Source organism: Chryseobacterium sp. MHB01 (assembly GCF_034651565.1).
Taxonomy (GTDB): domain Bacteria; phylum Bacteroidota; class Bacteroidia; order Flavobacteriales; family Weeksellaceae; genus Chryseobacterium; species Chryseobacterium nepalense.
In genome coordinates, this window is sequence record NZ_JAYEDA010000003.1 from 66,300 (window position 1) to 90,488 (window position 24,189).

General features: G+C 37.3%; 21 protein-coding genes. 7 read left to right on the top strand and 14 right to left on the bottom strand.

Annotation, left to right across the window (positions count from 1 at the left end; translation table 11 throughout):
* The first annotated feature begins 165 nt into the window (after positions 1–165).
* A complete protein-coding gene (locus U9K52_RS06520; protein WP_248393266.1) occupies positions 166–762 on the top strand; it encodes a Crp/Fnr family transcriptional regulator in 597 nt (198 codons plus the stop codon).
* A gap of 47 nt (positions 763–809) precedes the next feature.
* Positions 810–1,139: a multidrug efflux SMR transporter gene (locus U9K52_RS06525; protein ID WP_322925696.1), complete on the top strand. Its 330-nt coding sequence runs from the start codon at positions 810–812 to the stop codon at positions 1,137–1,139.
* Between the two features lie 127 nt (positions 1,140–1,266).
* On the opposite strand, the gene U9K52_RS06530 is transcribed toward U9K52_RS06525, so the two are convergent.
* The 5 genes from U9K52_RS06530 to gpmI all read right to left on the bottom strand — a co-directional run bounded on the left by U9K52_RS06530 (position 1,267) and on the right by gpmI (position 6,124).
* On the bottom strand, positions 1,267–2,034 hold the full coding sequence (locus U9K52_RS06530; RefSeq protein ID WP_323673783.1) for a class I SAM-dependent methyltransferase: 768 nt from the start codon (positions 2,032–2,034) through the stop codon (positions 1,267–1,269).
* Positions 2,035–2,844 (bottom strand): type I methionyl aminopeptidase, encoded by an 810-nt coding sequence (map, locus tag U9K52_RS06535; protein ID WP_322925698.1) that lies wholly within the window; start codon positions 2,842–2,844, stop codon positions 2,035–2,037.
* Between the two features lie 96 nt (positions 2,845–2,940).
* Positions 2,941–3,369: a BT0820 family HAD-type phosphatase gene (locus tag U9K52_RS06540; protein WP_072882997.1), complete on the bottom strand. Its 429-nt coding sequence runs from the start codon at positions 3,367–3,369 to the stop codon at positions 2,941–2,943.
* Between the two features lie 91 nt (positions 3,370–3,460).
* The gene (locus tag U9K52_RS06545) at positions 3,461–4,441 is read right to left on the bottom strand and encodes an acyl-ACP desaturase (RefSeq protein WP_248393257.1); all 981 of its coding nucleotides are present in this window, start codon (positions 4,439–4,441) and stop codon (positions 3,461–3,463) included.
* 141 nt (positions 4,442–4,582) lie between these two features.
* Positions 4,583–6,124, bottom strand: coding sequence for a 2,3-bisphosphoglycerate-independent phosphoglycerate mutase (gpmI, locus tag U9K52_RS06550; protein ID WP_322925699.1), 1,542 nt, complete (start codon positions 6,122–6,124; stop codon positions 4,583–4,585).
* A 153-nt stretch (positions 6,125–6,277) separates the two neighbouring features.
* Between gpmI and U9K52_RS06555 the strand changes: the two genes are divergently transcribed.
* On the top strand, positions 6,278–6,601 hold the full coding sequence (locus tag U9K52_RS06555; protein WP_248393254.1) for a translation initiation factor: 324 nt from the start codon (positions 6,278–6,280) through the stop codon (positions 6,599–6,601).
* A 140-nt stretch (positions 6,602–6,741) separates the two neighbouring features.
* Here U9K52_RS06555 and U9K52_RS06560 read toward each other — a convergent pair whose 3' ends face one another.
* The 3 genes from U9K52_RS06560 to U9K52_RS06570 form a co-directional block, all read right to left on the bottom strand.
* Entirely contained in the window at positions 6,742–7,641 is a 900-nt protein-coding gene (locus U9K52_RS06560; protein WP_322925700.1) for a leucine-rich repeat domain-containing protein, read from the bottom strand.
* A 60-nt stretch (positions 7,642–7,701) separates the two neighbouring features.
* Complete coding sequence (locus U9K52_RS06565; RefSeq protein WP_322925701.1) at positions 7,702–9,846, bottom strand: alkaline phosphatase PhoX; 2,145 nt, start codon at positions 9,844–9,846, stop codon at positions 7,702–7,704.
* A gap of 357 nt (positions 9,847–10,203) precedes the next feature.
* Positions 10,204–12,030, bottom strand: coding sequence for a cytochrome-c peroxidase (locus U9K52_RS06570; RefSeq protein WP_322925702.1), 1,827 nt, complete (start codon positions 12,028–12,030; stop codon positions 10,204–10,206).
* 224 nt (positions 12,031–12,254) lie between these two features.
* Here U9K52_RS06570 and U9K52_RS06575 point away from each other — a divergent pair, with 224 nt between their 5' ends.
* Entirely contained in the window at positions 12,255–13,109 is an 855-nt protein-coding gene (locus tag U9K52_RS06575) for a nucleoside phosphorylase (RefSeq protein ID WP_263603184.1), read from the top strand.
* Positions 13,110–13,147: 38 nt separating this feature from the next.
* Here U9K52_RS06575 and U9K52_RS06580 read toward each other — a convergent pair whose 3' ends face one another.
* Both U9K52_RS06580 and U9K52_RS06585 read right to left on the bottom strand, forming a co-directional pair.
* Positions 13,148–13,972: a hypothetical protein gene (locus U9K52_RS06580; RefSeq protein WP_263603185.1), complete on the bottom strand. Its 825-nt coding sequence runs from the start codon at positions 13,970–13,972 to the stop codon at positions 13,148–13,150.
* 213 nt (positions 13,973–14,185) lie between these two features.
* On the bottom strand, positions 14,186–15,340 hold the full coding sequence (locus U9K52_RS06585; protein WP_263603186.1) for a hypothetical protein: 1,155 nt from the start codon (positions 15,338–15,340) through the stop codon (positions 14,186–14,188).
* Between the two features lie 171 nt (positions 15,341–15,511).
* Between U9K52_RS06585 and U9K52_RS06590 the strand changes: the two genes are divergently transcribed.
* The 3 genes from U9K52_RS06590 (at position 15,512) to U9K52_RS06600 (ending at position 17,887) form a co-directional block, all read left to right on the top strand.
* Positions 15,512–15,811 (top strand): hypothetical protein, encoded by a 300-nt coding sequence (locus U9K52_RS06590; protein ID WP_248393229.1) that lies wholly within the window; start codon positions 15,512–15,514, stop codon positions 15,809–15,811.
* A gap of 116 nt (positions 15,812–15,927) precedes the next feature.
* Positions 15,928–16,740, top strand: coding sequence for an enoyl-ACP reductase FabI (locus U9K52_RS06595; protein ID WP_248393225.1), 813 nt, complete (start codon positions 15,928–15,930; stop codon positions 16,738–16,740).
* 64 nt (positions 16,741–16,804) lie between these two features.
* On the top strand, positions 16,805–17,887 hold the full coding sequence (locus U9K52_RS06600; RefSeq protein WP_322925703.1) for a hypothetical protein: 1,083 nt from the start codon (positions 16,805–16,807) through the stop codon (positions 17,885–17,887).
* Between the two features lie 77 nt (positions 17,888–17,964).
* Here the strand turns inward: U9K52_RS06600 and U9K52_RS06605 are convergent, their stop codons facing one another.
* The 4 genes from U9K52_RS06605 to U9K52_RS06620 all read right to left on the bottom strand — a co-directional run bounded on the left by U9K52_RS06605 (position 17,965) and on the right by U9K52_RS06620 (position 24,182).
* Entirely contained in the window at positions 17,965–19,404 is a 1,440-nt protein-coding gene (locus U9K52_RS06605) for a glycoside hydrolase family 30 protein (protein WP_263603188.1), read from the bottom strand.
* A gap of 60 nt (positions 19,405–19,464) precedes the next feature.
* Positions 19,465–20,271: a family 16 glycosylhydrolase gene (locus U9K52_RS06610; RefSeq protein WP_169230433.1), complete on the bottom strand. Its 807-nt coding sequence runs from the start codon at positions 20,269–20,271 to the stop codon at positions 19,465–19,467.
* A gap of 79 nt (positions 20,272–20,350) precedes the next feature.
* Positions 20,351–22,573, bottom strand: a complete 2,223-nt coding sequence (locus U9K52_RS06615; protein ID WP_322925704.1) for a glycoside hydrolase family 3 N-terminal domain-containing protein — start codon at positions 22,571–22,573, stop codon at positions 20,351–20,353.
* Positions 22,574–22,712: 139 nt separating this feature from the next.
* Positions 22,713–24,182 (bottom strand): glycoside hydrolase family 30 protein, encoded by a 1,470-nt coding sequence (locus U9K52_RS06620; protein WP_322925705.1) that lies wholly within the window; start codon positions 24,180–24,182, stop codon positions 22,713–22,715.
* Between the last annotated feature and the right edge of the window lie 7 nt (positions 24,183–24,189).

Consider the following 24,189-nt stretch of genomic DNA (forward strand, 5'->3'; position numbering starts at 1 on the left):
GAGCTTTTTATGACGGTAATCACAATCTAATAATGGTGAAATTTCTATAACCTTATCAAAATATAACTGTATATTTATGATCAGGATCATAATTGAAACGTTTTTCAATTTGATAAATTTAAAAATGTGGTATACCCCTAATTCCAATTAAAGAAGATTATTATTATGTTAATTGAAGAACAACTCTTACTGTCTTACGGTGCAGAAATTGAAGACCTCGATTCTTCGTATGTCATTTTCGAGGAAGGCAGCACACCGAAATTTTATTACCAGATCATAAAAGGCAGAATAAAACTCAATCACTACGATGAAGACGGAAAAGAGCTTATTCTTGCGATCCTAAGTAAAGGACTGAGCGTGTGTGAGCTTCTTTTATTTATTGATGAGAAATATCCCGTTAATGCCATTACTTTCGAAGAAACCAGTGTACTGAAACTTCCTAAAAGTGATTTTATCAGACTCCTGGATGAAAATGTCCAGATTTCCAGGGATATCAATAAATTTTTATCCGAACGCCTTTATTTCAAATATATCATGCTGGAAAACAATACTTCCCTGAGGCCTGATGTCCGCATAAAAGGTGCCCTTAATTATCAGAAAAGTTTCAGTGATAATCAGGAACAATTTTCATTTGAAGTTCCGCTTACAAGAAAAGATATCGCATCCATAACCGCTTTACGGGTTGAAACAGTGATTCGCACCATTAAGAAACTCGAAAAAGAAGGTTTTTTGAAAATTATTAACAGAAAAATATTTATTTAAAGCAAAATTGCTTTTTAATGCTGAAATTTGCAGAAGAAACTTAAAAAATGAATTGGATCATCTTAATTATTGCAGGATTATTTGAAGTTGCTTTTGCGTCATGTCTGGGAAAGGTAAAAGAAACAAGCGGAACCACTATGTACGTTTGGTTCGGGGGTTTTCTGATCTCTCTTACCATAAGTATGCTGTTGCTCATTAAGGCTACCCAAACCCTTCCTATCGGAACGGCATACGCCGTGTGGACAGGTATTGGCGCAGTGGGAACGGTATTAATGGGGATTTTCTTTTTTAAAGACCCGGTAAGCTTCTGGAGAATCTTTTTTATTGTAACACTAATCGGTTCTGTTGTAGGTCTTAAAGCAGTTTCTTCTCATTAAACTTTATTAAAAAATAGGTATGAGCTTAAATAATTTAAATCTATTTAAATATTACTGAACCCAAGCGGAAAAACCCCTGAAATTTATTAAAGAATAAATAACTAAAAACGTCTCCGGTTTGGAGACGTTATTTTTTATAAACGATGGGTAAAATTTCACTTTTCCTGAGTCCGTATTTTTCAATTTCTTCATCTGAAAAACGCTGGGAATAGAAATTGGCATCTGTTTCAAAGCCTGCTTTCTGAAGCCTTTCGAAATAATCCATCCCGTACCAGCGTACGTGGTCATACTGCCCGAAATGTTTTTGTCGTTCTTTGGGATCCGTGATGGTAAAATCTTCATACGTTTTTTGCAACGTGTTTTTCATCGGAACCTGTAATATTCCCCATCCTCCTGGTCTTAGCACCCTGTATAATTCGCTCATTGCTTTAGCATCATCAGCAATATGCTCCAGTACATGATTACAGAAAATGATATCGAAACTTTCATCTGCAAACGGAAGGTCGAGAATATCCGCTTTTACGTCCACAATGGGAGAAAAAAGATCCGCCGAAATATAATCCAGATTACTCATCCTTTTGAATTTTCTTAGAAATTCCTGTTCGGGAGCAATATGCAAAACTTTATGGTTTTTAATAAAAAAATCCGTTTCATTCTGGAGATACAGCCACATCTGGCGATGTCTTTCGAGACTTAAAGTCCCTGGCGATAAAGCATTTTCTCTTTGTTTACCATATCCGTAAGGAAGAAACTTCCTGTAGGACCGTCCATCGATAGGATCAACAAACCGGTCTCCTTTAAACAGCTGGTAAATAAGCGGCCTCGCCCAAATGCTTAACCTAATAAGCATAGGACGCGGAATTTTATTTAATAAAAATTTGGCTGCCTTTTTCATTTAAAAATCCAGTTGAAAAGCTTTCTCTTCATCACTTTCAATACCCAGGGCATCGTAAATATACTGGAAGGTGGAAAGCAATACAGGTTTTCCGTTGATCACGGCAACATCATGCTCAAAATGTGCGGATGGCTGATTGTCAAGAGTAGTGACTGTCCAGCCATCATTATGGAATTTTACTTTTTCCGTACCGAGATTAATCATGGGTTCAATGGCAATTGTAAGTCCGTCTTTGATTACTTTTCCGCTACCCTGTCTTCCGTAATTGGGAACCTGAGGATCTTCATGCATCTGTCTTCCGACACCATGTCCCACAAGCTCTCTTACAACACCATATCCCTCTTTTTCACAGTGCGATTGTATGGCATGAGAAATATCTCCGATTCTTTTTCCCCTGACACACTGCTCAATTCCTTTGTAAAGAGATTCTTTAGCAACTTTCAGAAGCTTTTTGGTTTCCGGTTTTACTTCACCGATTTCAAAAGTGTAAGCATGATCGCCTACAAAACCATTCAAAACAGCACCACAATCTACGGAAAGCACATCGCCTTCTTTGATTTCTTCTTTGCTGGGGAAACCGTGAACCACCTGTTCGTTTGGTGAAATACAAAGGGAATACGGAAATCCTCCATATCCTAAAAATGCAGGCTCCGCGCCATGATCTTTAATAAAATCATGTGCCAGTTTATCCAAATATAAAGTGGTAATTCCCGGTTTGATTTCTTTTGCCAGCATTCCTAATGTTCTGGAAACCAATCGGGCACTTTCTTTCATAAGACGAAGCTCGTCTATTGTTTTTAATTGAATCATTTTTTAATTATAAAATGTAACAATATAACAGTGTATCAGTGTAACAATGTTCTGATTGGTAGATTGTTATATTGGTAAATTGTTACATCGGATATTCTACCAGAACAATCCTTTTTTCTTTTCTTTTTTAAGCTTTGAATAAGCCAGGACTTCTTTTCCTTCAACCCGGAATTCTATTCTCTCCTGAATAATATTGTAGATTTCACCCCAACCCGGAAATCCTCCCAGATTTCTGTCATCTATGAACCAATCCGCATCAATTTTTCTGGATTGATTTTCGGAATCAAAAACTTCTCCTTCAAAGCTGGAATTTACCGCATAAAACTCAACACCGTTTTTCATACAGAATTCTACGGCTTCATCCAATGCTCTTCCGTGACGGTAAGTCCAAAGGATAAGTCTGTATCCTTCCGACTGAAGTTTTTTTAGTGTTTCAAAAGCAAAAATCTTCGGTTTGCCAATCGCGGGATAAGCATCATCAACAATAGTTCCGTCAAAGTCAACTGCAATTTTTTTATTATTCATTCTGTGAATTTGTTTTTAAAAATGCAAAGATACAAAAAAGAACGCCCAAGTATACTCCGGCGCTCTTACTTTTATAATTTAATAATATAGATTAACTTTTTACCCAGCTGAACTGGAACTGCAGATCCGGAGTTGATATTCTGTCCGTAATTTTCTGAAGTCTTGCCGGAAGCTTCATCAGGTATTCCTGAGCTTTTTCGGCTTTTTCATTAAGACCTTTAACGTGTTCTATTTTCCATTCGTCAAGAAGTTCTTTCATAATGTTGATGTAATCCTGACCTGTGTACACCATACATCTTTGTGCCGCATCTGAAAAATGTCCCCAAAGTTCACCGGCTTTTTGTCCGGACTGTCTCATCATGTGAGCAGGCATTACAATTTTCTTGCGCATCATATCTTCAAAAGCAAGGATCATTTCCGAAGGATCGATTTCCAGGATCTTTGCCACAAAATGCTTGTAAGCTTTGGCATGTCTTGCCTCATCGGCGGCAATAACGCCACACATTTTAGCCAGCTTCCCGTTTCCGGATTGTTTTGCCAGCGTCCCTACTCTTCTGTGAGAAATATTAGTGGCTGTTTCCTGAAAACTTGTGTAGATAAAGTTTCTGTACGGATCCATACTTGTTCCCAAATCAAAACCGTCATTAATCAGGTATTGGGTGGTTACTTCCACTTCTCTCATATTTACTCTTCCGCACAGATAAAGATATTTGCTCAAAAGATCACCGTGTCTGTTTTCTTCAGCAGTCCATGCTCTTACCCAGTGTGCCCAGCCTACTTCTCTTTGCTCCTGATCTACACCGTCTACGCCCATCAGCCAGGATTCGTAGGAAGGTAAAGCTTCTTCCGTAATACAGTCTCCGATAAGGGTTACAAAAAGATCATAAGGCATTTCTCTTGCGAACGTCTGAATTTCTTCAAGATCATATTTAAATTCTGAGCTTGAAGGATCCGGAAGATAATCAGAAGGTTGCCAGATCTTCTCGATTGGCGTTAAAAATTTATCCAGAAAAGAGCCTACTTCCTTTTCCAAAATTCCCATTACTTCTTTCCTAACAAGCTTTTGATACATTTTATAAATTTAGGTTTAATTTGCAAATTTAAGTTTTTATTTATTATTTAGAACATAATAAACTGTTAATTGTTCTAATATTAATCATAAAAATGCCGCTATACATAATTATAACGGCAATTTATCTCTTATATTATTATTTTAGCTTACTAATATATCTCCGGTCATTATTTGTGGTATTTCCACACCCATTACTTTTAAAATGGTAGGTGCCACATCACCAAGCTTGCCAGGTTTCAGATTCCAGGTATGGTCTTTATCCATCACGATAAAAGGAACCAGATTGGTTGAATGCTGCGTGTTTGGTGATCCGTCCGGGTTAATCATAACATCCGAATTCCCGTGGTCGGCAAGAATGAAAACTGCATAGCCATGATCATACGCTGTAGTCGCTACTTTTTCAATACATTGATCCACTGTTTCCGCTGCTTTTACAGCCGCTGAAAATACACCTGTATGACCTACCATATCGGTATTGGCAAAATTTAAACATATAAAATCCGCAGTCTCATTTTCAAGTTCCGGAAGAATGGCATTGGTAATATCGTAGGCTGACATTTCCGGTTTAAGATCGTAAGTAGGAACATCTTTAGGACTCGGGCAAAGCAGTCTTTTCTCTCCGTTAAAAGGTTCTTCCCTTCCTCCTGAAAAGAAGAATGTTACGTGAGGGTATTTCTCAGTCTCTGCAATCCTGATCTGTGTTTTATGATTTCTTTCCAGGATTTCACCCATCGTTTCATGCAATACTTCTTCATCAAAAACCACGTGTACGTTTTGGAAGGTTTTATCATAATTCGTAAGTGTCACATAATACAATGGCAACTTTCTCATGAAATATTCCGGGTTATCATGCTGTGTAAGCACTTCTGTGATTTCACGGCCTCTGTCTGTACGGAAATTGAAACAAATAACAACATCATGATCTGTGATTTTAGCCACCGGAACCACATTTCCAATTGCGGTGGAATCAATCATGATAATCGGTTTCATGAATTCGTCGGTAATATTTTCGTCGTAGGATTTTTGAATTTCCAGCAAAGCATTGGTTGTCTGCGCTCCTACACCTTCCACCATTGCATCGTAAGCAATTTTTACACGTTCCCATCGTTTATCTCTGTCCATCGCGTAATATCTTCCTACAACAGAAGCAAGCTTGCCTACCGTTTTTATCATATGTTCCTGAAGATCTTCAATAAAACCTTTTCCGGAATGCGGATCGCAGTCGCGCCCATCTGTGAAAGCATGAACAAATACATTTTCACGTAGTCCGAATTCGTGTGCCGCCGTAAGAAGTCCTTTAAGGTGATTGATATGGGAATGCACACCTCCATCTGAAACCAGACCGATAAAGTGTACTTTCTTATTTTCTCTTTTAGCATATTCAAATGCATCCTGAATAACTTTCTGCTGGCCTAGAGAACCATTTTCCACCGCCATATTCAGCTTTACCAGATTCTGATATACCACTCTTCCCGCACCAAGATTCATATGTCCTACTTCGGAATTTCCCATTTGTCCCGCCGGTAATCCTACCGCCAGACCGCTTGCTTCGAGGGTTGTATGCGGAAAGTTTTTAAGGCAGTTATCTATAAATGGTGTATTGGCTTTATCAATGGCTGAAACATCAGGATTCATTCCCAATCCCCATCCGTCAAGGATTGCTAATATTGCTTTTTTCGACATTTTGTATAAACTTTTGTATTACAAATTTATTTATTTTGAAATGAATTGAAGAATTGAAGGACTTAAAATTTATTTAAAATTGTTTTATCTAAACCTTGAAGGTTTGAATGGGCTGGTATTTTTCTGCCTTAAATATTTTATTAATTTTGCCTTATGGATTTAAGAGATCAACTGAAAAACCTTTTTCCTGATCATGATGAGCAGGATTTTGAAATGCCTGAAGAGAAATTTAAGCAGAAAGAACCTCTGGTATGTAAATTTGAGAAGAAAGGCAGAAATGGCAAGCCTGTGACCGTCATTGAGGGCTGGGAAGGTACCGAAGAAGAACTGAAGAAAATTTCAAAAAAAATAAAAACCACCTTGGGAATCGGTGGCTCTGAAAAGGATGGAACGATCATCATTCAGGGGGATAACCGTGATAAAATAATGGATATCCTTAAAGAAATGGGATATAAGACCAAAAGAGTCGGCGGATAGTTTGCAATTTTTAAATACTTCAAACGCTATGACCGCAAAAAGTTTTTTAATTAAACTTGAAAACATTTTTTGTTCGCAATGGCGCTTCACTCAGCTAAGACTTTTGTGCATATTTCGCTAAAAATATTTTAATTTTCCTTTTAAAAGTAAATCTGCGTTTGCGGAATCATTTTCTTTAGTTTTTCAAGGATTGATTTTTTTATCGGATTGCCCGTTAATATTAAAGTTTTAAGATTTTTCAACTCAGAAAATTCCGGAGGCAGATCAGTAAGTTGATTATTGGCCAGATTCATACTTACCATATTTTTTAGCCCTTTGACTTTAGGGGAAATTTCCCTGATGTTGTTCTGGCTTAGATTTAAAAATTCCAGTTGCTTAGATTTAAATAAACCCTCGGGCAACTGAGCAATAGAATTTTGTTGTAATTCAAGATATTTCAACTGTTGCGGAAATTCCAGTTTTCCCAGATCATTAATCTGATTGGAAGATAAATTCAATGATCTCATGTTTTTAATTTTATCTAAATCTTTAGCAATGAAGCTGATCTGGTTTCCCTGAAGGTTAATTTCTTCCAGTCCCGGAATTTGCAGTAATGCTTCCGGAAAAACGTTCAGATTATTGGCATCAAGATGAATGGTTTTTAACTTTTTAAGCTTACCTAAATTTGGATTGATACTGGTCAGATTATTTAAATTAATGGAAAAACTTTCAAGTTTCTGAAGTTCTGCAATTTCATCGGGAATATATTTGATGCTGTTTTCATTGAGGTTCAAAATCGTAAGTTCTTTCAGTTTAAAGATAGATTCGTCCATTTTCTCAAATTTATTTTCCATCAGATTCAGAAAGAAAACAGAATCGAACTTCTGAATTTCAACAGGAAGATTAAACATTGTTTTCCCCCGAAAACTCATGCTGTAAACTGTTTTTCCACTTTTCAACGCATCATCTATATTGGTGTATGTTGGGTATTTTACAGGATCAATCTGTGCTTTTGCCTGTAAAAAAATGATTAACGGAACAGAAAAAAATAACTTTTTCATAAACTAAAAAAACTACCGGCAACCCATGGATTACCGGCAGTTGTGTAAAATATTAATAATTTATTTTTTCAGCAATTTTACGGTCTGCTGGAATCCTCCTTCCGCTTCAATGTTCAGAATTAAAACTCTTGAAGTATTAAGCTGATTGGTAAAATCAAGGTCTAAAACTTTGTTTAATCCTGAATATTTCTGGGTGAAAACAATTTTACCATCAATACTGTAAGCTGTTACCATAATGTTTTTCAGTCCTTTTGGAGAATTGATTTTTACGATTCCTGAAGTAGGGTTCGGAGCAACGGTTATTGTGTTTTCCGGCTGTGTTTCGATGGTTCCAAGAGAACCTGCCGTACCCAGATTGTTTTTCAGGGCTACTACTATTGTTGCAGATTTCCCTCTGTAGTCAATCGTATTTCCGGTAGCGTCAACATCTGTAGAAATAGTAGAATCCGGATGCTGGATAGAGAAGAATCCGAATTTGTGATCTGGCGTGAAAGTAAGTCCGGTCGGTTCTGATCCTGCCGGCATGGATGCAAATAATTTCACTTTAGGATTTGCCTGCGTATGATCCGGAGCCACTACCCAGATATAATTTTTCCCACCATCCTGAAGAACCCACAGGTTCCCAAGCTCATCAAAAGTAAGGTTGTCGTTCCCGTCTCCCCAGGCTTCAGTTTTTGTTCCCTGTGCCGTGTCGAAAGAATAGTTAGTCGTAAGACCTCCCACGAAAGTTTCCACCTGAGAAGCGGTTGCTCCGTCGTCTTTTAACCGGTATACTTTATTCAATCCCTTTGCTGTAAAATATACTTTGCCATCAAGCGGACTGATTTCCACGTCTTCTATTCCATTGAAAGAAGTTCCACCAAGCGATTGCGCCAAAGATGACGTATTGTTCTGATCTGCTTTTGTTTTATTAGGCACCTGAACCCAGGTTGCAGTTGTCGCTACAGGATCCCCGCTGCTTAATCCCTGATCTAATTTCAATACATAAAGATTTCCTGAAGAAAGGTTATTCGGCGTATCCATTACATATTTGTACACCATATGTGTTCCGCCATCTTCACCATAATAGGCCACCGTTCCGGCATTGTTCACCACCACATTTTCGTGGTTCATGATTCCCATCTGCCAAAGTTTTCCTTTAGAACCGTCCGTATTCTGAGTAATTACCTGTGCAGTAACCGGATCAATTTCTACCAGCCAGCCATAATCCTTCATTCCATCGGCATTAACATCATTGGAAGTGGTCTGTTCTTCAGCTGTAATGATCGTTCCCCAAGGCGTTACTCCTCCTGAACAGTTTCTGATGGTCTGAACCAGGCTTGGTGCAGAGAAACTTACGGCTCTTGATCTTGTAAGCTGCCACAATTTGGTTGTTCCGTTATAATTGATTTCCGCCATTGTAACACCTCCAGGATTGGTTTCGTGGTTTACGGAAAGATAACCGTTCGTGCTGCTTGAATTTTTAGCCACGTATCCTGTGAAGTCATTCTGGCCTCCTACTAATCCTCCTCCTTCTGTATAGCTGTCTCCTTCTTTAAGGATCAATTGATATTTATGTTCTGTAGGAATGATTAATTTATTCGTTTGTGCTGTAGGAACAATGGATGTAAAGCAGCTGATATGAGTTGCGTTACAAGGTACGGGAGTTACCGTAGCTGTTGTTTTCAGATAAGCATCAATTCTTAAATCCGAACTTGAAGCGCCTCTGTTATGTAATTCGATGGAAATCCTGTTGTTTCCGTTTACAAATTTAGATTTTGGAATAGAGAATACGTTATATACGCTTTCTGCAGCTCCGTCTATGGTTGTTGAAGACAAAGTAGTGAAATCAATTGTTCCTGAAGGCATATTGTCTCTTACCACTTCTTCCCCATTCAGGTAAACTACAATTCCGTCATCTCTCATCACACCCAGTTCCATCGTTGAGGAAAGGTCGTTTAAATTAACCGTGAAATCTTTCGCAAAATAGGCGGTGATTAATCCTGTATTGGTTTGAGTGGTTACAGGATCTCCGTATCCTAACGGACCATTTCCCTGCTGCCATGCCGTAACATCATAGTTTGCATTTTTCCACTGGTCTGCCAACGCGGTGTTGGTATCATTGTACTTCCATGAAGAATTTTTGTTGAAGATAAAAGTCTGGGCATTCAACAGCGTACCCGAAACCATTGCAAGAGCTGCAACTGTTAGTAGTTTTCTTTTCATTTTAAATTTCGATTTATTAGACTCTGCAAATCTATTTTATTGCTGTGAAGAGCCTATTAATAGGAGTTTAAATAATTCTTTCGAAATATTAATTAATGGAAAATTTAATGTTAATCAGGTTAAGGAAATGTTACATTAATTTTTAACCGCAAAAAAACAAAGAGTATTTAAACTATAAGCTGAAATACAAGATTGCCGCTAAAAAATCGCAACATGTAATATCTCAAGATAAAAATCTGCGAAATCCGTGCAATCAGCGGGAGGAAAAATTTAACCGCAAAAAGGAATAAAGATTATATATATCAGCCTAAATTATCATGACGTTGAGATTTTCCAGAATGACAAAAGGATGCTTTTTTATTTATTGCTGATATCCGTTAAAGAATTAAGAAAAGCAATAACCTGTTTGATTTCGGTTTGAGTGAGATTTAATTTATCCGGAGCAAGCGTCTGGTTTTTCATTTTTAATCCTAATCCTTCTCCACCTCCTTCATTATAGAACTCAAGAACTTCTTCCAGGCTGTTGAAAGCGCCGTTGTGAAAGTAGGGTTTGGTTAGGGCAATATTTCTTACGGTTACGGTTTTGAAAGAATTTTCGTAAATCCATGAATTCTCTTTTTTCACCGGGCTGTTTACTCTTCCTTTATCTGCGTCAAGTTCAAGAGGTTTTTGATCAATCGGTTTTGCGGTTATTCCCAATACTTCAGATTCATTTTCATTAAAAAATGGCGGCACAAGACCTGAAAAGTTCGGTGCAAAATGGCAGGTTGCGCAATTGGCTTTTCCCATAAACAGGTTGAAACCCTTTTTTGCATCGTCAGAAATTTCTTTTTCACTTCTCATAAATTTATCAAAATCACTCTCGTAAGAATAGAGGGAAGCAACGTAAGAACTCAACGCTTTTGAAAAATTTTCCCGGTTGATATTTCCTTTTTTAAAAGCTTTTTTGAAGGCCTTCTTATATTCCGGATCTGCGTTTATTTTCTTAATAATATTATCATAACTGGTATTGAATTCGTCTTTGTTGTAAATAACATGTTCGGCCTGCTGCTCGAGGTAAAAAGCCCTTAAATCATAGAAAAATCTTTTGGCAAAAACAGCGTTGTAAAGTGTAGGAGAATTCCTCAGTACTGTTTTTCCGTCTACATTGCTTGGCGACTTGGATTTAAGATCCGTGAATGCATTTTCGGGAAGATGACATGTAGCACAACTCATTTTACCGTTGCCGCTTACATTCTGATCATAGAAAATTTGTTTGCCCAGCTTTCTTAACGCTTCATTATCTTCATCCTTTTTCAGCAAAGTATAAAAATAAGGATCAAGAAAATCGCTGCTGAAAAAATCTTTGCTTCCGGGATTCCATCCGGAAAATTCTTTCAGATCATCCGTTCTTCCGTCCCAGCTTCCCAGTTCCCGGTATAAAGGCTGAATATATTTTTTGTAAAACTCTATCCTGTCGAAAGTTTCAAATTCTTTATTTTCTGAAAGGTAAGTGATGCCTGCGGAAAACAACTGATCTGCTTTTTCCGTGTTGTAATTTTTAAAATAAGGATCATCCTGAATATACTTTTTCATTCCTGAAAAGGCATGCAGGGTTTCTTCGGAAATATTTAAAGAGCCCGGCGTATCAAAGCCTGTCACGCCGAGGCTATATATTCTGATGAGTTCAATTCTCAACGGCAATGTTTTATTGCTTCCTTTACTTAAACCGTTTTTCAGTGAGCTTAAATAGAAACTTGAATAACTGTTGAAAAGAAAATCGGCAATAGTCTTTATTTCTTCTTTTTTGGTTTCTGCTTCATCAGAAAACACCAGTTCATCCAGAACCTGAAGACCTTCCGGAGGAAGTGTATAAGAAGTTGTTCCAGCCGCTTCAATATGAAATAAAGGAGCAGCGTTAAGGTGTGTTTTTGTAAATTCAGGATAATGATAGGCTACATAAAACTCTATTTCTTTGAATGAATTTCTTGTTTCCTTTAAAGTTTTGCGCAAATCTTCAAGCGTTATTTTGTTTTCGGAAAAACCATAAGCATCGGATTTCAATTGGCTGAGTCTGGTTTTAAAATCTGATAAACCTTCATGGATCACAGAATTTTCATTTTTAAAACCTTTATGAGAAGGATTGAAAGACATTACAGCAAAACCTAACAACACAAACAGAACAATCAAAGAATAAAACTTCATTAATTTTTTTCTGCAAAACTACCGATAGGAAAAGCTTTACAGGTTATCCCAACTTTAAATTTGAATTAACTAATCTTTACATTTCAGATAATGGAATTTTTACTAATTTTAAATCCCGAAATCACATTCAGAACTAAACTAACGGTTTCTATACCGATGTTTTAATAATGAAGAGGATATTTGGGACAGATTTAATACAACTTTAATTCAAATAAAAACATATTATGCTCAATAAACTTGCTGCTTCAGAACTTGTTCTGAACGAAGACGGAAGTGTCTATCATCTGAATCTTTTACCTGAAGATATTGCTGAAAAGATTATTCTCGTTGGGGATCCCGATCGTGTTGCCAAAGTTTCAAAATATTTCGACACGGTGGAAATCCGCAAAAATAAAAGGGAATTTTATACCCATACCGGAACACTTCGTGGTGAAAGAATCACTGTAATGTCAACAGGAATCGGGACGGAGAATATTGATATCGTAATGAATGAGCTGGATGCTTTGGTGAACATTGACCTTAAACAAAAGGAATTCAAAACCGAACATACTTCTCTGAAGCTTTTCAGAATGGGAACCTGCGGAAGTGTAAATCCGGATGTTCAGGTGGATAATATGCTGGTAACACAAAATGTGGTTGGATTAGACGGTTTAATGCATTTTTACCAGGATTACCATTTTGAAAACGAATTTTCCAGAAACTTTTATAAAAAATTCCCGTATGAAAATATAAAACCGATGCTTTATTTTTCAGAATGGTCAGAAGAACTGGGTGAATTATATAAAGACGCGAAATACCACGGAAATACAGCGACATTTCCCGGCTTTTATGCACCTCAGGGCAGACAGCTTCGTTTAAAAGCTCTGGATGATCAATTCCTTGAAACATTGAATGATCTGGGCATCACGAATTTTGAAATGGAAACTTCCGCAATTTATGCGTTTTCAAAATTATTAGGGCATCAAGCCATTACCGTAAATAATGTCATTGCCAACAGAAGACGCGGCGAGTTTTCATCAGATCATCACGCTTCCGAAAAGAACCTCATTGAATGGGTTTTGGAAAGAATTATCAAATAAATTAAAAAAGGATTGCGTTTCCGCAATCCTTTATGTTTTTAGTACGGACAATTCTTTTCGTATTCTTTTATAATGCCGCCATAGAATTCCAGGTAAGCCTGAAGCATATAATCTCCGAGCAAATCCTGAGTTGCATTATGACCCAGTTTATTTTTTTTGCCTTCATCAAAAGCCTGTTTTCTGATATCTTTAAATTTCGTATTCAATGCTTTTTTGAAATCTTTATCTTGTAGTTTTGCCTCAAAAGTATTCATATATTTCTGGAATTCCGGGCAGTCGCGGCCTGCATACCTGAAGGCTTCCACCATTTTGTCATATAAAGAACCCGCAAACAAGCCCAACTTGTCATAATCTACAGGCATAACGGCAAAATCATCTTTAGCATTCCTGATATAAAGCTGAGAATAACCATAATTACAGATCGCAGTGCTGCACATTTTTATATTTGAACCATAGATCTGGATTTTCCCATCGTAAAGTAATGGCTGAAATGACCTCTTCTTTTTATCGCTGACTTTACCGTCTTTATCAACATATTTCATGTCGAGTCTGTTTATTTCATTTGTTACGTCGCCATATTCATCATATATTTTTACGGATTTTACTTCATCTGCACCAAATTTCTCATCTTCGGAACTTTTCGTTTTCTTATAAATGAAATTGTAGATATTATCTTTGTCAAAAAATGCAGGATATGTTCCGTTGGGATAAGTAAATCCCACAAAAAAACCATCGGCCTTGGAACCGTCCGTTAACAGAAACTCCACTTTAGGTAAATCTTTAGTACCTTGTTTTCCATAAGGTTGAGAAAATAATTTTGTACTTGTGATACAAATTAATAAAAGAAGTAATTTAAGTTTCATAAAGTATTATTAGTTTAATCTTTCGAAGCTCAAACATACTAAAATTTATTATATCTCAAAAATAAGTTAGAATTATTAAAAAATTACTATTGTGAAATCAATTTAGATCAAGAATATATTACAAATTCACTTTTGAAACTGAAAGACAGTAATTATTGTAAGACATTTGATTTTAATCTTGACAACATACGAAACAATAAAGCAATATATAATCTAAAATTCATTAATGGTAACATAAAAATGTGCTGAATTTAAGCTTTCGGCGCTACCTGCAATATTGGTAAGGTTAATGGTAATGTTTGAAACCGAGGTCAACCTGGGATTTGATATCGAGAAGGTAGAATTTCCTGCAAAATCATTTGCCGGTGTAACGACAATAGTTGCTCTTGTAGAAGTCATGACCAAAGCCGGCGGAACAGGAATATCCATCGTTGTAGTTTTTCCTGAGGGAAGGTTGGTAATAGACACCGAAGGAAATACTTCAAAACTGATTTGATTCTTTTGCACCGTTCCTTTATTTCCCAATTTATACTGTCCACTAACATCTAGTTTCGCTGCAGTATTGGGTGTACCGGTTCCGATACCCACATTTGCATTGATGTCTCCTAAAACAATTGCATTAGGTTGAGATGTTGAAGCGTTATAACCTATTGCCGTAGAATTCTGCCCACTTGCAGAAGCTCCGGAACCCAATGCCGTAGAGTTTTGTCCTGATGTAAGTGTATTATTGCCCACTGCTGTTTCGTTATTGCTGTTAGTTTTTGCTGCAAAACCTAAGGCAAGAGATCTATAGCCTCCTGAAAACGCATTTTTCCCCACTGCGGCAGCTTCGTTATTATCTGCAACAGCATTGTATCCGATAGCTGTTGACTGATATTTTGAGCTTGCCGAATTACCGAAGCTTATTGATCCATCTACACTTAATTTCCCAATATTAGAAGCGTTTACTTTAAAGATGAGGTCATCATAAGTTGCTGTTCCTATGGAAAGATTGGTAGCATTGCCACCATAATTTCCCGCATTATTTCCTGATGTGCTCCAGTTTCCCGAACTTGGTAAAACTGTAGAGACCGTAGCAATCTGGTTCCATTTTGAATTGCTCCAGAAATAAAATCCGGAAGGAGAAACACCGCCAAGGCCGTTGTTCCATATCAGTAAACCTTCTGCCGGCGATGATATTGTAGTAACATCTGTGGTTGACAGGAGAGTGATTCTTGGTATAAGAACTCCTTTGTTTCCGGAAGTGATATCCAGGATAGAAGAATTGGCAGGTGTGGTTGTACCTATTCCAACCTGAGTGAAGCCGTAAGTAGATTTAAATAATAATATACAAACAGATATTACTTTAAAATAAGTGCTTTTTTTCATCTTTTGTGTTTTTGTATTGAATCACAAATATAAATATTCTCAATAAATTACAAATCAACTATATGAAAATATTTATGAATAAATTTATTGTTTTTATGAAAAATTTAACAGTGTACCACTATTTTAGGAATAGTTATTGTTTTACTAGTAATATCACTAAAATATTTTATTATGAACAATTCAGAATACAACAAAGCAGAAAACGCAGTAGATAACACTGAAAACTCTTTAAAAAATGCAGCTGACAAAACAAAATGGAAAGTTGAGGAGTTTGCAGACAGAGCAAAAGATTATATCAACGAAAAAAGAGCCAATGATGAAGAGGCAAGACATGAAGACTGGCTGGACAGAGCAAAAAACAATGCTTCCGACGCTTGGGAAAATGTAAAAGACAAAGCTAATGAAGCATGGGAAAAAACCAAAGATGCAGCAGAAGATGTGAAGGCAGAATGGAATAAAAAAACAAATTAATTTCAGTCATATAAATATTTTCAAGAAAAACGGAGTCTTTTTACAAGAGGCTCCGTTTTTTATTATGTAATAAACACAAATATTGCTACATTTGTAAACTAATAAACATTAAAAATATGTCATACGGTTTACTTAAAGGCAAAAAGGGAATTATATTTGGAGCCCTTAATGAACAATCGATCGCTTGGAAGGTTGCAGAAAGATGTCATGAAGAAGGTGCTGAGTTTATTTTGTCTAATGCTCCTATCGCTATGAGAATGGGCGAACTGAACGCGTTAGCAGAAAAAACAGGATCTGAAGTAATAGGAGCTGATGCCACTTCCATTGAAGATTTAGAGAAACTTTTTGATGCCGCTGTTGCAAAATTTGGTAAAATCGATTTTATCCTTCACTCTATCGGAATGTCCGTGAATGTGAGAAAAGGAAAACATTATACGGAAATGAATTATGACTGGTTGGAAAAAGGCTGGGATGTATCCGCCGTTTCTTTCCATAAAGTAATGCGCGTGGCATGGGAAAAAGACTGTATGAATGAATGGGGAAGTATTTTGGCCCTTTCTTATATTGCAGCTCAGCGTACCTTCCCGGATTACAACGATATGTCTGATAACAAGGCTTATCTGGAAAGTATTGCAAGAACATTCGGAAATTACTGGGGTGAAAGAAAAGTTCGTGTAAACACGGTTTCACAGTCTCCTACTCCTACTACGGCGGGAAGCGGCGTGAAAGGCTTCGGAGGATTCCTTGGATATGCTGAAGACATGTCTCCTCTTGGAAATGCCACGGCTCTTGACTGTGCCAACTACTGTGTTACTTTATTCTCTGATCTTACGAAAAAAGTAACCATGCAGAATCTTTTCCACGACGGTGGATTCAGCAGTTCCGGCGTAACGCAGAAAGTAATCAATAAATATGATACTGAGCAATAATTAAATTATTTTAAATATATAAACCAAAGTATAATTTACTTTGGTTTTTTTATTGCAATCAACAATGAAAAATATAACACAAATACTTATTGGATCGGTAATTCTTGTATGCTGTACTAAAGAACAGAAAGTAATATCAGAACCGATTGTTCAAAAGGAAATCGTAGGTATTAAAAATTTAAAACATTTTCAGGTTGGGCTTGAAGAAAAGTTTGAAACGCTGCCCTTATTAGATTTTACAGAGATTACTAAAAATGAATATGATAATCTGAAAAATACGGCCCATATTATTACAGATTTACCACTCCAGGCCAGAAATGATAATTATGAATTAAAAATAAACGATAAAATTGTTCAGTTAAAAAAAGGAGACAATACATTAAAAGAAGGAGAAACCCAATATGATTATTTAGGATTTTATCCATCTTTAAATATGTACGCATTTTCTGCAAACAGTATAAGCGATAATTTAGGCTTTAGCGAACTTTACCTGATTAATGCAACGAATCCTTCTGTTTACAGCATTGTATCGCCGGGCGATGACAAAGTAGAAAATCCTGTTATTTCTCCTGACACAAAATATGTAGCATACTATTATAATTACGTTTACGGTACAAATGAAAGTTTTTTAGGTATCCTTAAAATTAACAGCAACAAGACATTCACTGAATTTCGGAGCTTTTCTTCAGATAATTTTAATATTAAAGATGTAGTCTGGTTCGGTGATGATTATATCGGAATAAAAGTTACCGATGATGATTCAAAAACGTTTAAATACTATAAAGCAAATCTGTCATTGAGTAACAATAATAAAAGTTCCAATCTTTCAGGTATTGACGGTAATTATAATATTCATGTAGAAACAGAAACTACCTCTACAGGAATGGCTTCCATCAGTTATTCATTTAAAATAAGAGGCAATGAAGCGATATTGGAAACAAATACTTATCATGAACCTATAAGATGTAACGGAAAATACCTTGTAAGAGAAAATAACAATATATTCGAATTATCTTACAATGATAAGGAAGACAACTGTACATCTTCTGGTATATTTTACCTAAAAAAAGATAGAGAAAAATATTATATTAAAGGAGTTGGAGGTGAAGCCACCGTACAGGATTGGCTGGAATTGAAGAAGGAATAATATTAATTCTGAAAAACAGAATCGGCGGCACCTTTGGTGCCGCCGATTCTTTAAAAATAATGTTAATATGAAGAGTTTTATAAAATTACGGTTTGTATAGAATGTGCCGGAGCAGATAGTTTTGCTGCCATTCCTTCAATCCAGAGATTGGTGTCAATATCAGTATCGGAGTCGTTCATGATTACCGTTACCAGCTGTCCGTTTTCATTCATAAATGTTGTGGAAGTAAGTGCCGCACGATTCGATGAGGTTCCGATGCGCTGTGCATTTGGCTTTATGAATTTAGAAACATGACCGATATAATAATATTCGTAAGTATAATGAACTTCACCGGTTTTGGTATCTGCAATGATAGGAGCAAAACAGAAATTACCGACATGGTTCGGGCCACCTGTTTCATCCAGGAGAACATTCCAGTCTGTCCATAAAGCTGTTCCTTTGTTGAAGTCGTTCAGCATATTTCTTCCGTAGAGTTCGCCCAGTTTCACATCATCGATTTTAGATAGGTCAAACTGTTCCTTACAGCCTTCCGTAAAGGCAAGAAATTTATCCGGAAAAGCCTTATGTGTTTCAGAAAGATTATCAAAAAGCTGCGTTTTGTTGTTCCAGGTTTCATACCAGTGATATCCGATTCCTGAAGCGTATTTTGAAGTTTCGGGATCGCTTAGCGTGGTAGTTGCTCTTTGGTAGATCAGGTCACGGTTATGATCCCAGATCATCACTTTTTTATCTTTATAGCCGTTTTTCCAGAGTGTCGGTCCCAGATTATTTTTAAGGAATTCGCCTTCCTCTTCTGCCGTGTAAATGCATGATTCCCAGGTCTGTGTAGCCATAGGCTCATTCTGCACTGTTAATCCCCAAACATTGATGCCTCTCTTTTCGTATTCTTTGATGAATTTAATATAATAATCTGCCCAGCTCTGGTAAAAAGCATTTTCAAGCCTTCCTCCTTTCAGCATACTTTTGTTGGATTTCATCCACGCCGGCGGGCTCCATGGTGAAAAATAAAAAGTGAAATCCTTACCGATCATTTTCTGAGCTTCCTTAATCATCGGAATTTTATATTTCTCGTCATGTGCCACGGTAAAAGTTTTCAACGCATTGTCGTTATCCTGCACGTAAGTATAAGAATCGCTTGAGAAATCACATGAATTCATATTGGCACGAACTACAGTGTAACCAAGTCCGTTTTTTCCATAATATGCTTCCAGAATTTCTTTCTGCTTATTCTTTGGAAGTTTGTACAGCGTCTCAGCGGATGCATCCGTAATTGCTCCTCCGATTCCTATTAATTTCTGATATCTGAAATCAGGATCCACGAAAATACAGGCATCCGTTTCTTTAGGCTGAGGCATTTTTTCAAACTTCACCATTCCCTTATCAACCATTTTTTCGTTGGTTTCAGAATGGGTAAAAATAACTTTTGCCGATTTTCCCGCATTCTTCTTCCAGTAGCTCTGTGCATTTATATTACAGGCAATTCCTATCACAAAACAACTTACAATTAGCTTTTTCATTTATTTCTTCTTCTTTATCTATTCACTTTTAAATTCTGAGAAATCTTTTCACTGAAGAATTTATTTATCCTGATATACCCTTACGTAATCGATTTCAAATTTTTGAGGGAAAACGGTATCATCAATACCTTTTAATCCACCCCAAAATCCTCCTACCGCAACATTCAGAATCAGAAAGTAAGGCTGGTCAAAAGGCCATGCGCCGTAGGTCTTTTCTTTGTTTTCGTAGGTGAAAAACTTTTTATCATCTACGTATACTTCAATTTTTTCCGGAGTCCAGTTTGCTTTATAGACATGAAATTTTTCGCTGACATCTTTTACAAAGATCGTATCGGTTTTCTGAGTATTGATCTTGTGATTGTAATTTTTGGTGTGTGCCGATGCATGGATAAATCCCTGATTATAACCTACATGTTCCATAATATCCAGCTCACCGTCGTCCGGCCAGGTTTTCATTTTTTCGCTCATCATCCAGATTGCGGGCCAAGTGCCGCGGCCTTTCGGAAGTTTGGCTCTTACTTCAACGGTTCCGTATTCAAATGAGAACTTTCCTTTTGTAAGAAGTCTTGCAGAAGTATATTTGCTTTCTTCCCAATTTTCTTTTTTAGCTTCAATGATGAGATTTCCTTTTTCTACCCTTGCATTTTCCAGTCGGTTTTTGGTATAAAACTGAGATTCCTCGTTTCCGAAACCATGTCCGCCAACATCATAATTCCACTTGGTGGAATCCGGCAGACCTTTATAATTAAACTCATCCGACCAGACCAGCTTTTTACCGGGATATTTGTTAGCCGTACAATTTACCATAGTAAAAGCGAGCGTTCCCCCGATAATAAAATTAAATATATATTGAAACGTAATTTTCATAGTATGATTTTGTAAAAACATTCAGTTTTATACTGCCAAAAGCGGGTTTTATCCCGCTCTTAGTAAGTAAACTATAGTATTATTTTAACCAATTAATTCTTTTCGTCTGAACATCCCGTGAATTTGTTCCTACCATGATATCAAATTCGCCGCCTTCCCAGTCAAAATTTAATTCATCATCATAGAATTTAAGATCTTCCGGAGTCAAAGTAAAACTGACGGTTTTGGTCTCTCCTTTTTTAATAAAAACTTTCTGGAATCCTTTCAGCTCTTTTACAGGTCGTACCACTTTTCCAAACAGATCTCTGATATACAGCTGAACCACTTCTTCGCCATCATAACTCCCATTATTGCTGATGTTGACACTGATTTTTAAAGTCTGATTTCCTTTAAGGTTCGTAGAACTTAAATTCATATCAGCATATTTAAACTGTGTATAGCTTAAACCATAACCAAATGGAAATTTTGGATCATTATCCAGATCAATATATGCCGAAACATAATTTCTGTCGGTATTGTTTTTTGCAGGTCTTCCGGTGTTATAATGATTATAATACACAGGAATCTGTCCTTCTGTTCTTGGGAAAGTCATTGGAAGTTTTCCTCCTGGATTTACTGTTCCGAAAAGTACGTCTGCAATAGAATTGCCGGCTTCCGTACCCAGCCACCAGGTGTATAAGATTGTCGGAATATTGTCTGCTGCCCAATCAAACACCAAAGGTCTGCCCGCATTGATCATTAAGACAATCGGTTTCCCGGTTTTGGCAACTTCTTTTAAAAGTTCTTCCTGAACTCCTGAAAAATGAATATTGCTTCGGCTTTTTGCTTCACCACTCATCGCATGGCCTTCACCTAATGTCATAATGACAACGTCCGCTTTTTTCGCAGTTTCCACTGCCTCTGCAAACATTGATCGGTCCTGATCATCAGCATTGGCGCCTTTTGCGTATAATAAGGTTGAATTTTTATCCAATTGATTTTTAATTCCGTCAAACTGCGTTACAATTCTTTGATTATCATCTTTAAATGCCACCGACCAGAATCCGTGATTGGCAGAAGTCTCTTTTCCGAAAGGCCCGATTAAAGCAATGGTTTTTGTTGATCTTGAAAGCGGAAGAATATTTTTTTCATTTTTCAGTAAGACAATACTTTTTGAACCGAATTCTCTTCCGAATTTCCTGTTTTCCTGATTATTCGTCTGCTCCTTTTGTCTTTTTTCGTCGCTGAAACGGTAAGGATCATCAAATAATCCCATCTCGAATTTTTTAACCAAAATCCTTCTCGCAGCATCATCAATAAACTTCGGATCCACTTTTCCTTCCTGAACCAGTTTTGGAAGTTCTGCCATGTAAGCACGGCTTTCCATATCCATATCGCTTCCTGCAAGAATAGCTTTTTCCGCAGCTTCTTTATTGTCTTTAGCGTAACCGTGAGGAACCATTTCTCCGATACTTCCCCAATCTGATACAACAAAACCTTTAAAATTCCACGATCCTTTTAATAAATCTCTTAAAATATATTTGTTGGCTGTAGCAGGAATTCCGTTAATATCATTAAAAGAGTTCATAAATGTGGCAACCCCGGCTTCTGCTGCAGCCTTGAAAGGAGGTAAATACGTTTCATTCAGCTGTCTCAAGCTCATATCTACCGAATTATAATCTCTTCCGCCCACTGCTGCTCCGTAAGCCGCAAAATGTTTCGCACAGGCCATGATGGCATCAAGATTTCCAAGACCTTTTCCCTGAAAACCATGGATTCTTGCCAAGCCGATCTGCGTTCCCAAATAGGTATCTTCTCCGGAACCTTCCATCACCCTTCCCCATCTCGGATCTCTGGCAATGTCTACCATGGGTGCAAAAGTCCAGTGAATTCCGTATGCGGAAGCTTCCGTTGCTGCAATTCTTTCTGATTTTTCGATTAATCCTAAATCCCAGCTTGCTGCCTGACCTAAATTTACCGGAAACGTTGTTCTGTATCCATGAATAACATCCTGCCCGAACAATAAAGGAATTTTTAACCTTGACTGTAAAGCTAATGCCTGAAACTTCCTGGTTTCACCGGCTCCGGCTACATTGAGCATAGAACCGACTTTACCTTGTTTTATTTCGTTTAAAACACTTGCAGAATTGGAATTCTGAGGCCCCGTTGCGTATTCAAAACCACTGTACTGAACCAATTGGCCAACTTTTTCTTCCAGCGTCATTTTAGATAACAGCTCAGAAACTTTCTGATCAATGGTCTTTTGCCCGAATGCATTCATTCCAAAGGCTGTAATTGCCAATAATAAATAAACTCTTTTCATTTATAATTATTTTTGACTATCTGTTTTTTGCTGTTTGTTTTAATGCAAAACCGCAAAGATTTTTAAACTAAATGCTTTTTCTACTTAATAAAGACACAAAGTTCTTATTCTTTACAAATTTCAGATAATCATATTAAACTTAAAAAATATAGGTCGCCGTTGAGCTTCCTGAAATGGTAACAGGAGCCGTTTTCTGATTATATTTAATATTAAATGCTTTATCCGTTGAATTGCCGTTCTGAACAATTAAAACCGTTTTTCCTGCCGGAGTTTTGAAAGCTGCGGTTGAGAGGTTATCCCCTTGCGTAGATTCAATTCTCTGAGAATTTGCAGGAACAAATTTCGAGGCGTGAGCAATAATATAATAGGCAACATTTTTATCATACGCTGCAGATCCGGTAATGGTAACCGCACCTTTACACTGCGTACAACCACCCGGTGTATGAGGCCCGAATGATGCATCATTGGCTACATTCCATTCCAAAGCTGTCCTGCTCCAGTTTCTCATAGATCCAATAATAATGTTTTTTGTGTGCCAATCCAAATCTCCGCCGAAATTTCCTGTAGAGCTTGTCCACTGTTCTGTAAAATAGACATTTTTATTAGGAAATAAATTGTGAACGGTTCCCAATGCTGAAATATCTCCGGCATATAAATGAAATGCAGATCCATCTACATAAGGATTTGCTGCAGCATCATTCAATATGGATAAAGGATAAGCCGGATTATCACAGTTGTGATCGTAAGCAATAATCTTTGTTGTAATATTTGCAGCCTGGAATGCCGGGCCTAAATTGTTTTTAATGAAAGTTGCCTGATCTCCCGCACTCATGTACATGCTGGGATTATTACCCGGGTGTAGAGGTTCATTCTGAGGAGTTATGGCATCAATCCTGATTCCCTGGGCCTGCATTGCCTGAATATATTTCACGAAATATTGTGCATACACCCCATAAAATTCAGGTTTTAAGCTTCCTCCCATGCTGTTTCCGTTATCTTTCATCCAAACCGGTGGCGACCACGGAGTAGCCAATATTTTAATATTCGGATTAATTACCAGAATGTCTTTTAACATCTGAATAACTGCCTGGTCTTTCGTAAGGCTAAACTGTGCCAATGTAGGATCTGTCTGTCCTGCCGGCATATCATCATAGGAAAAAACTTCACTGTTAAGGTCTGAAGCGCCGATGCTGATTCTTAAATAGCTGACTCCGATTCCCGAGCTGCTGAATAAATCGTTTAGAAGCTCCTGCTTTTTAGCAGCATTCAGCTGATTGATCACCTGCACACTTCCCCCGGTTAAGGTGTACCCAAAACCATCAACAGTCTGGAATACCTGTGAAGCATCAACTTCAATGGTTGTTCCCGAGTTTTGATTTCCTGAAAAGTAGGCGGTACTCTGTTGTTGTAATTTTACAGACTGGTCTCCTTTGGTAAGCCATACCTGTACAGGATCTCCCGTGGCACCTCCCCCTCCGTTGTTCCCGGAGTTATCATTATTATTTGCCAGATCCGAAGATGTGCTGCTACAGTTTAAAAAAGAAAGAAGCGCTACACCGCAAAGTGCAGCACTTCTGAATAAGAAACTATATGAATATTGTGAGTTCATATCAAAT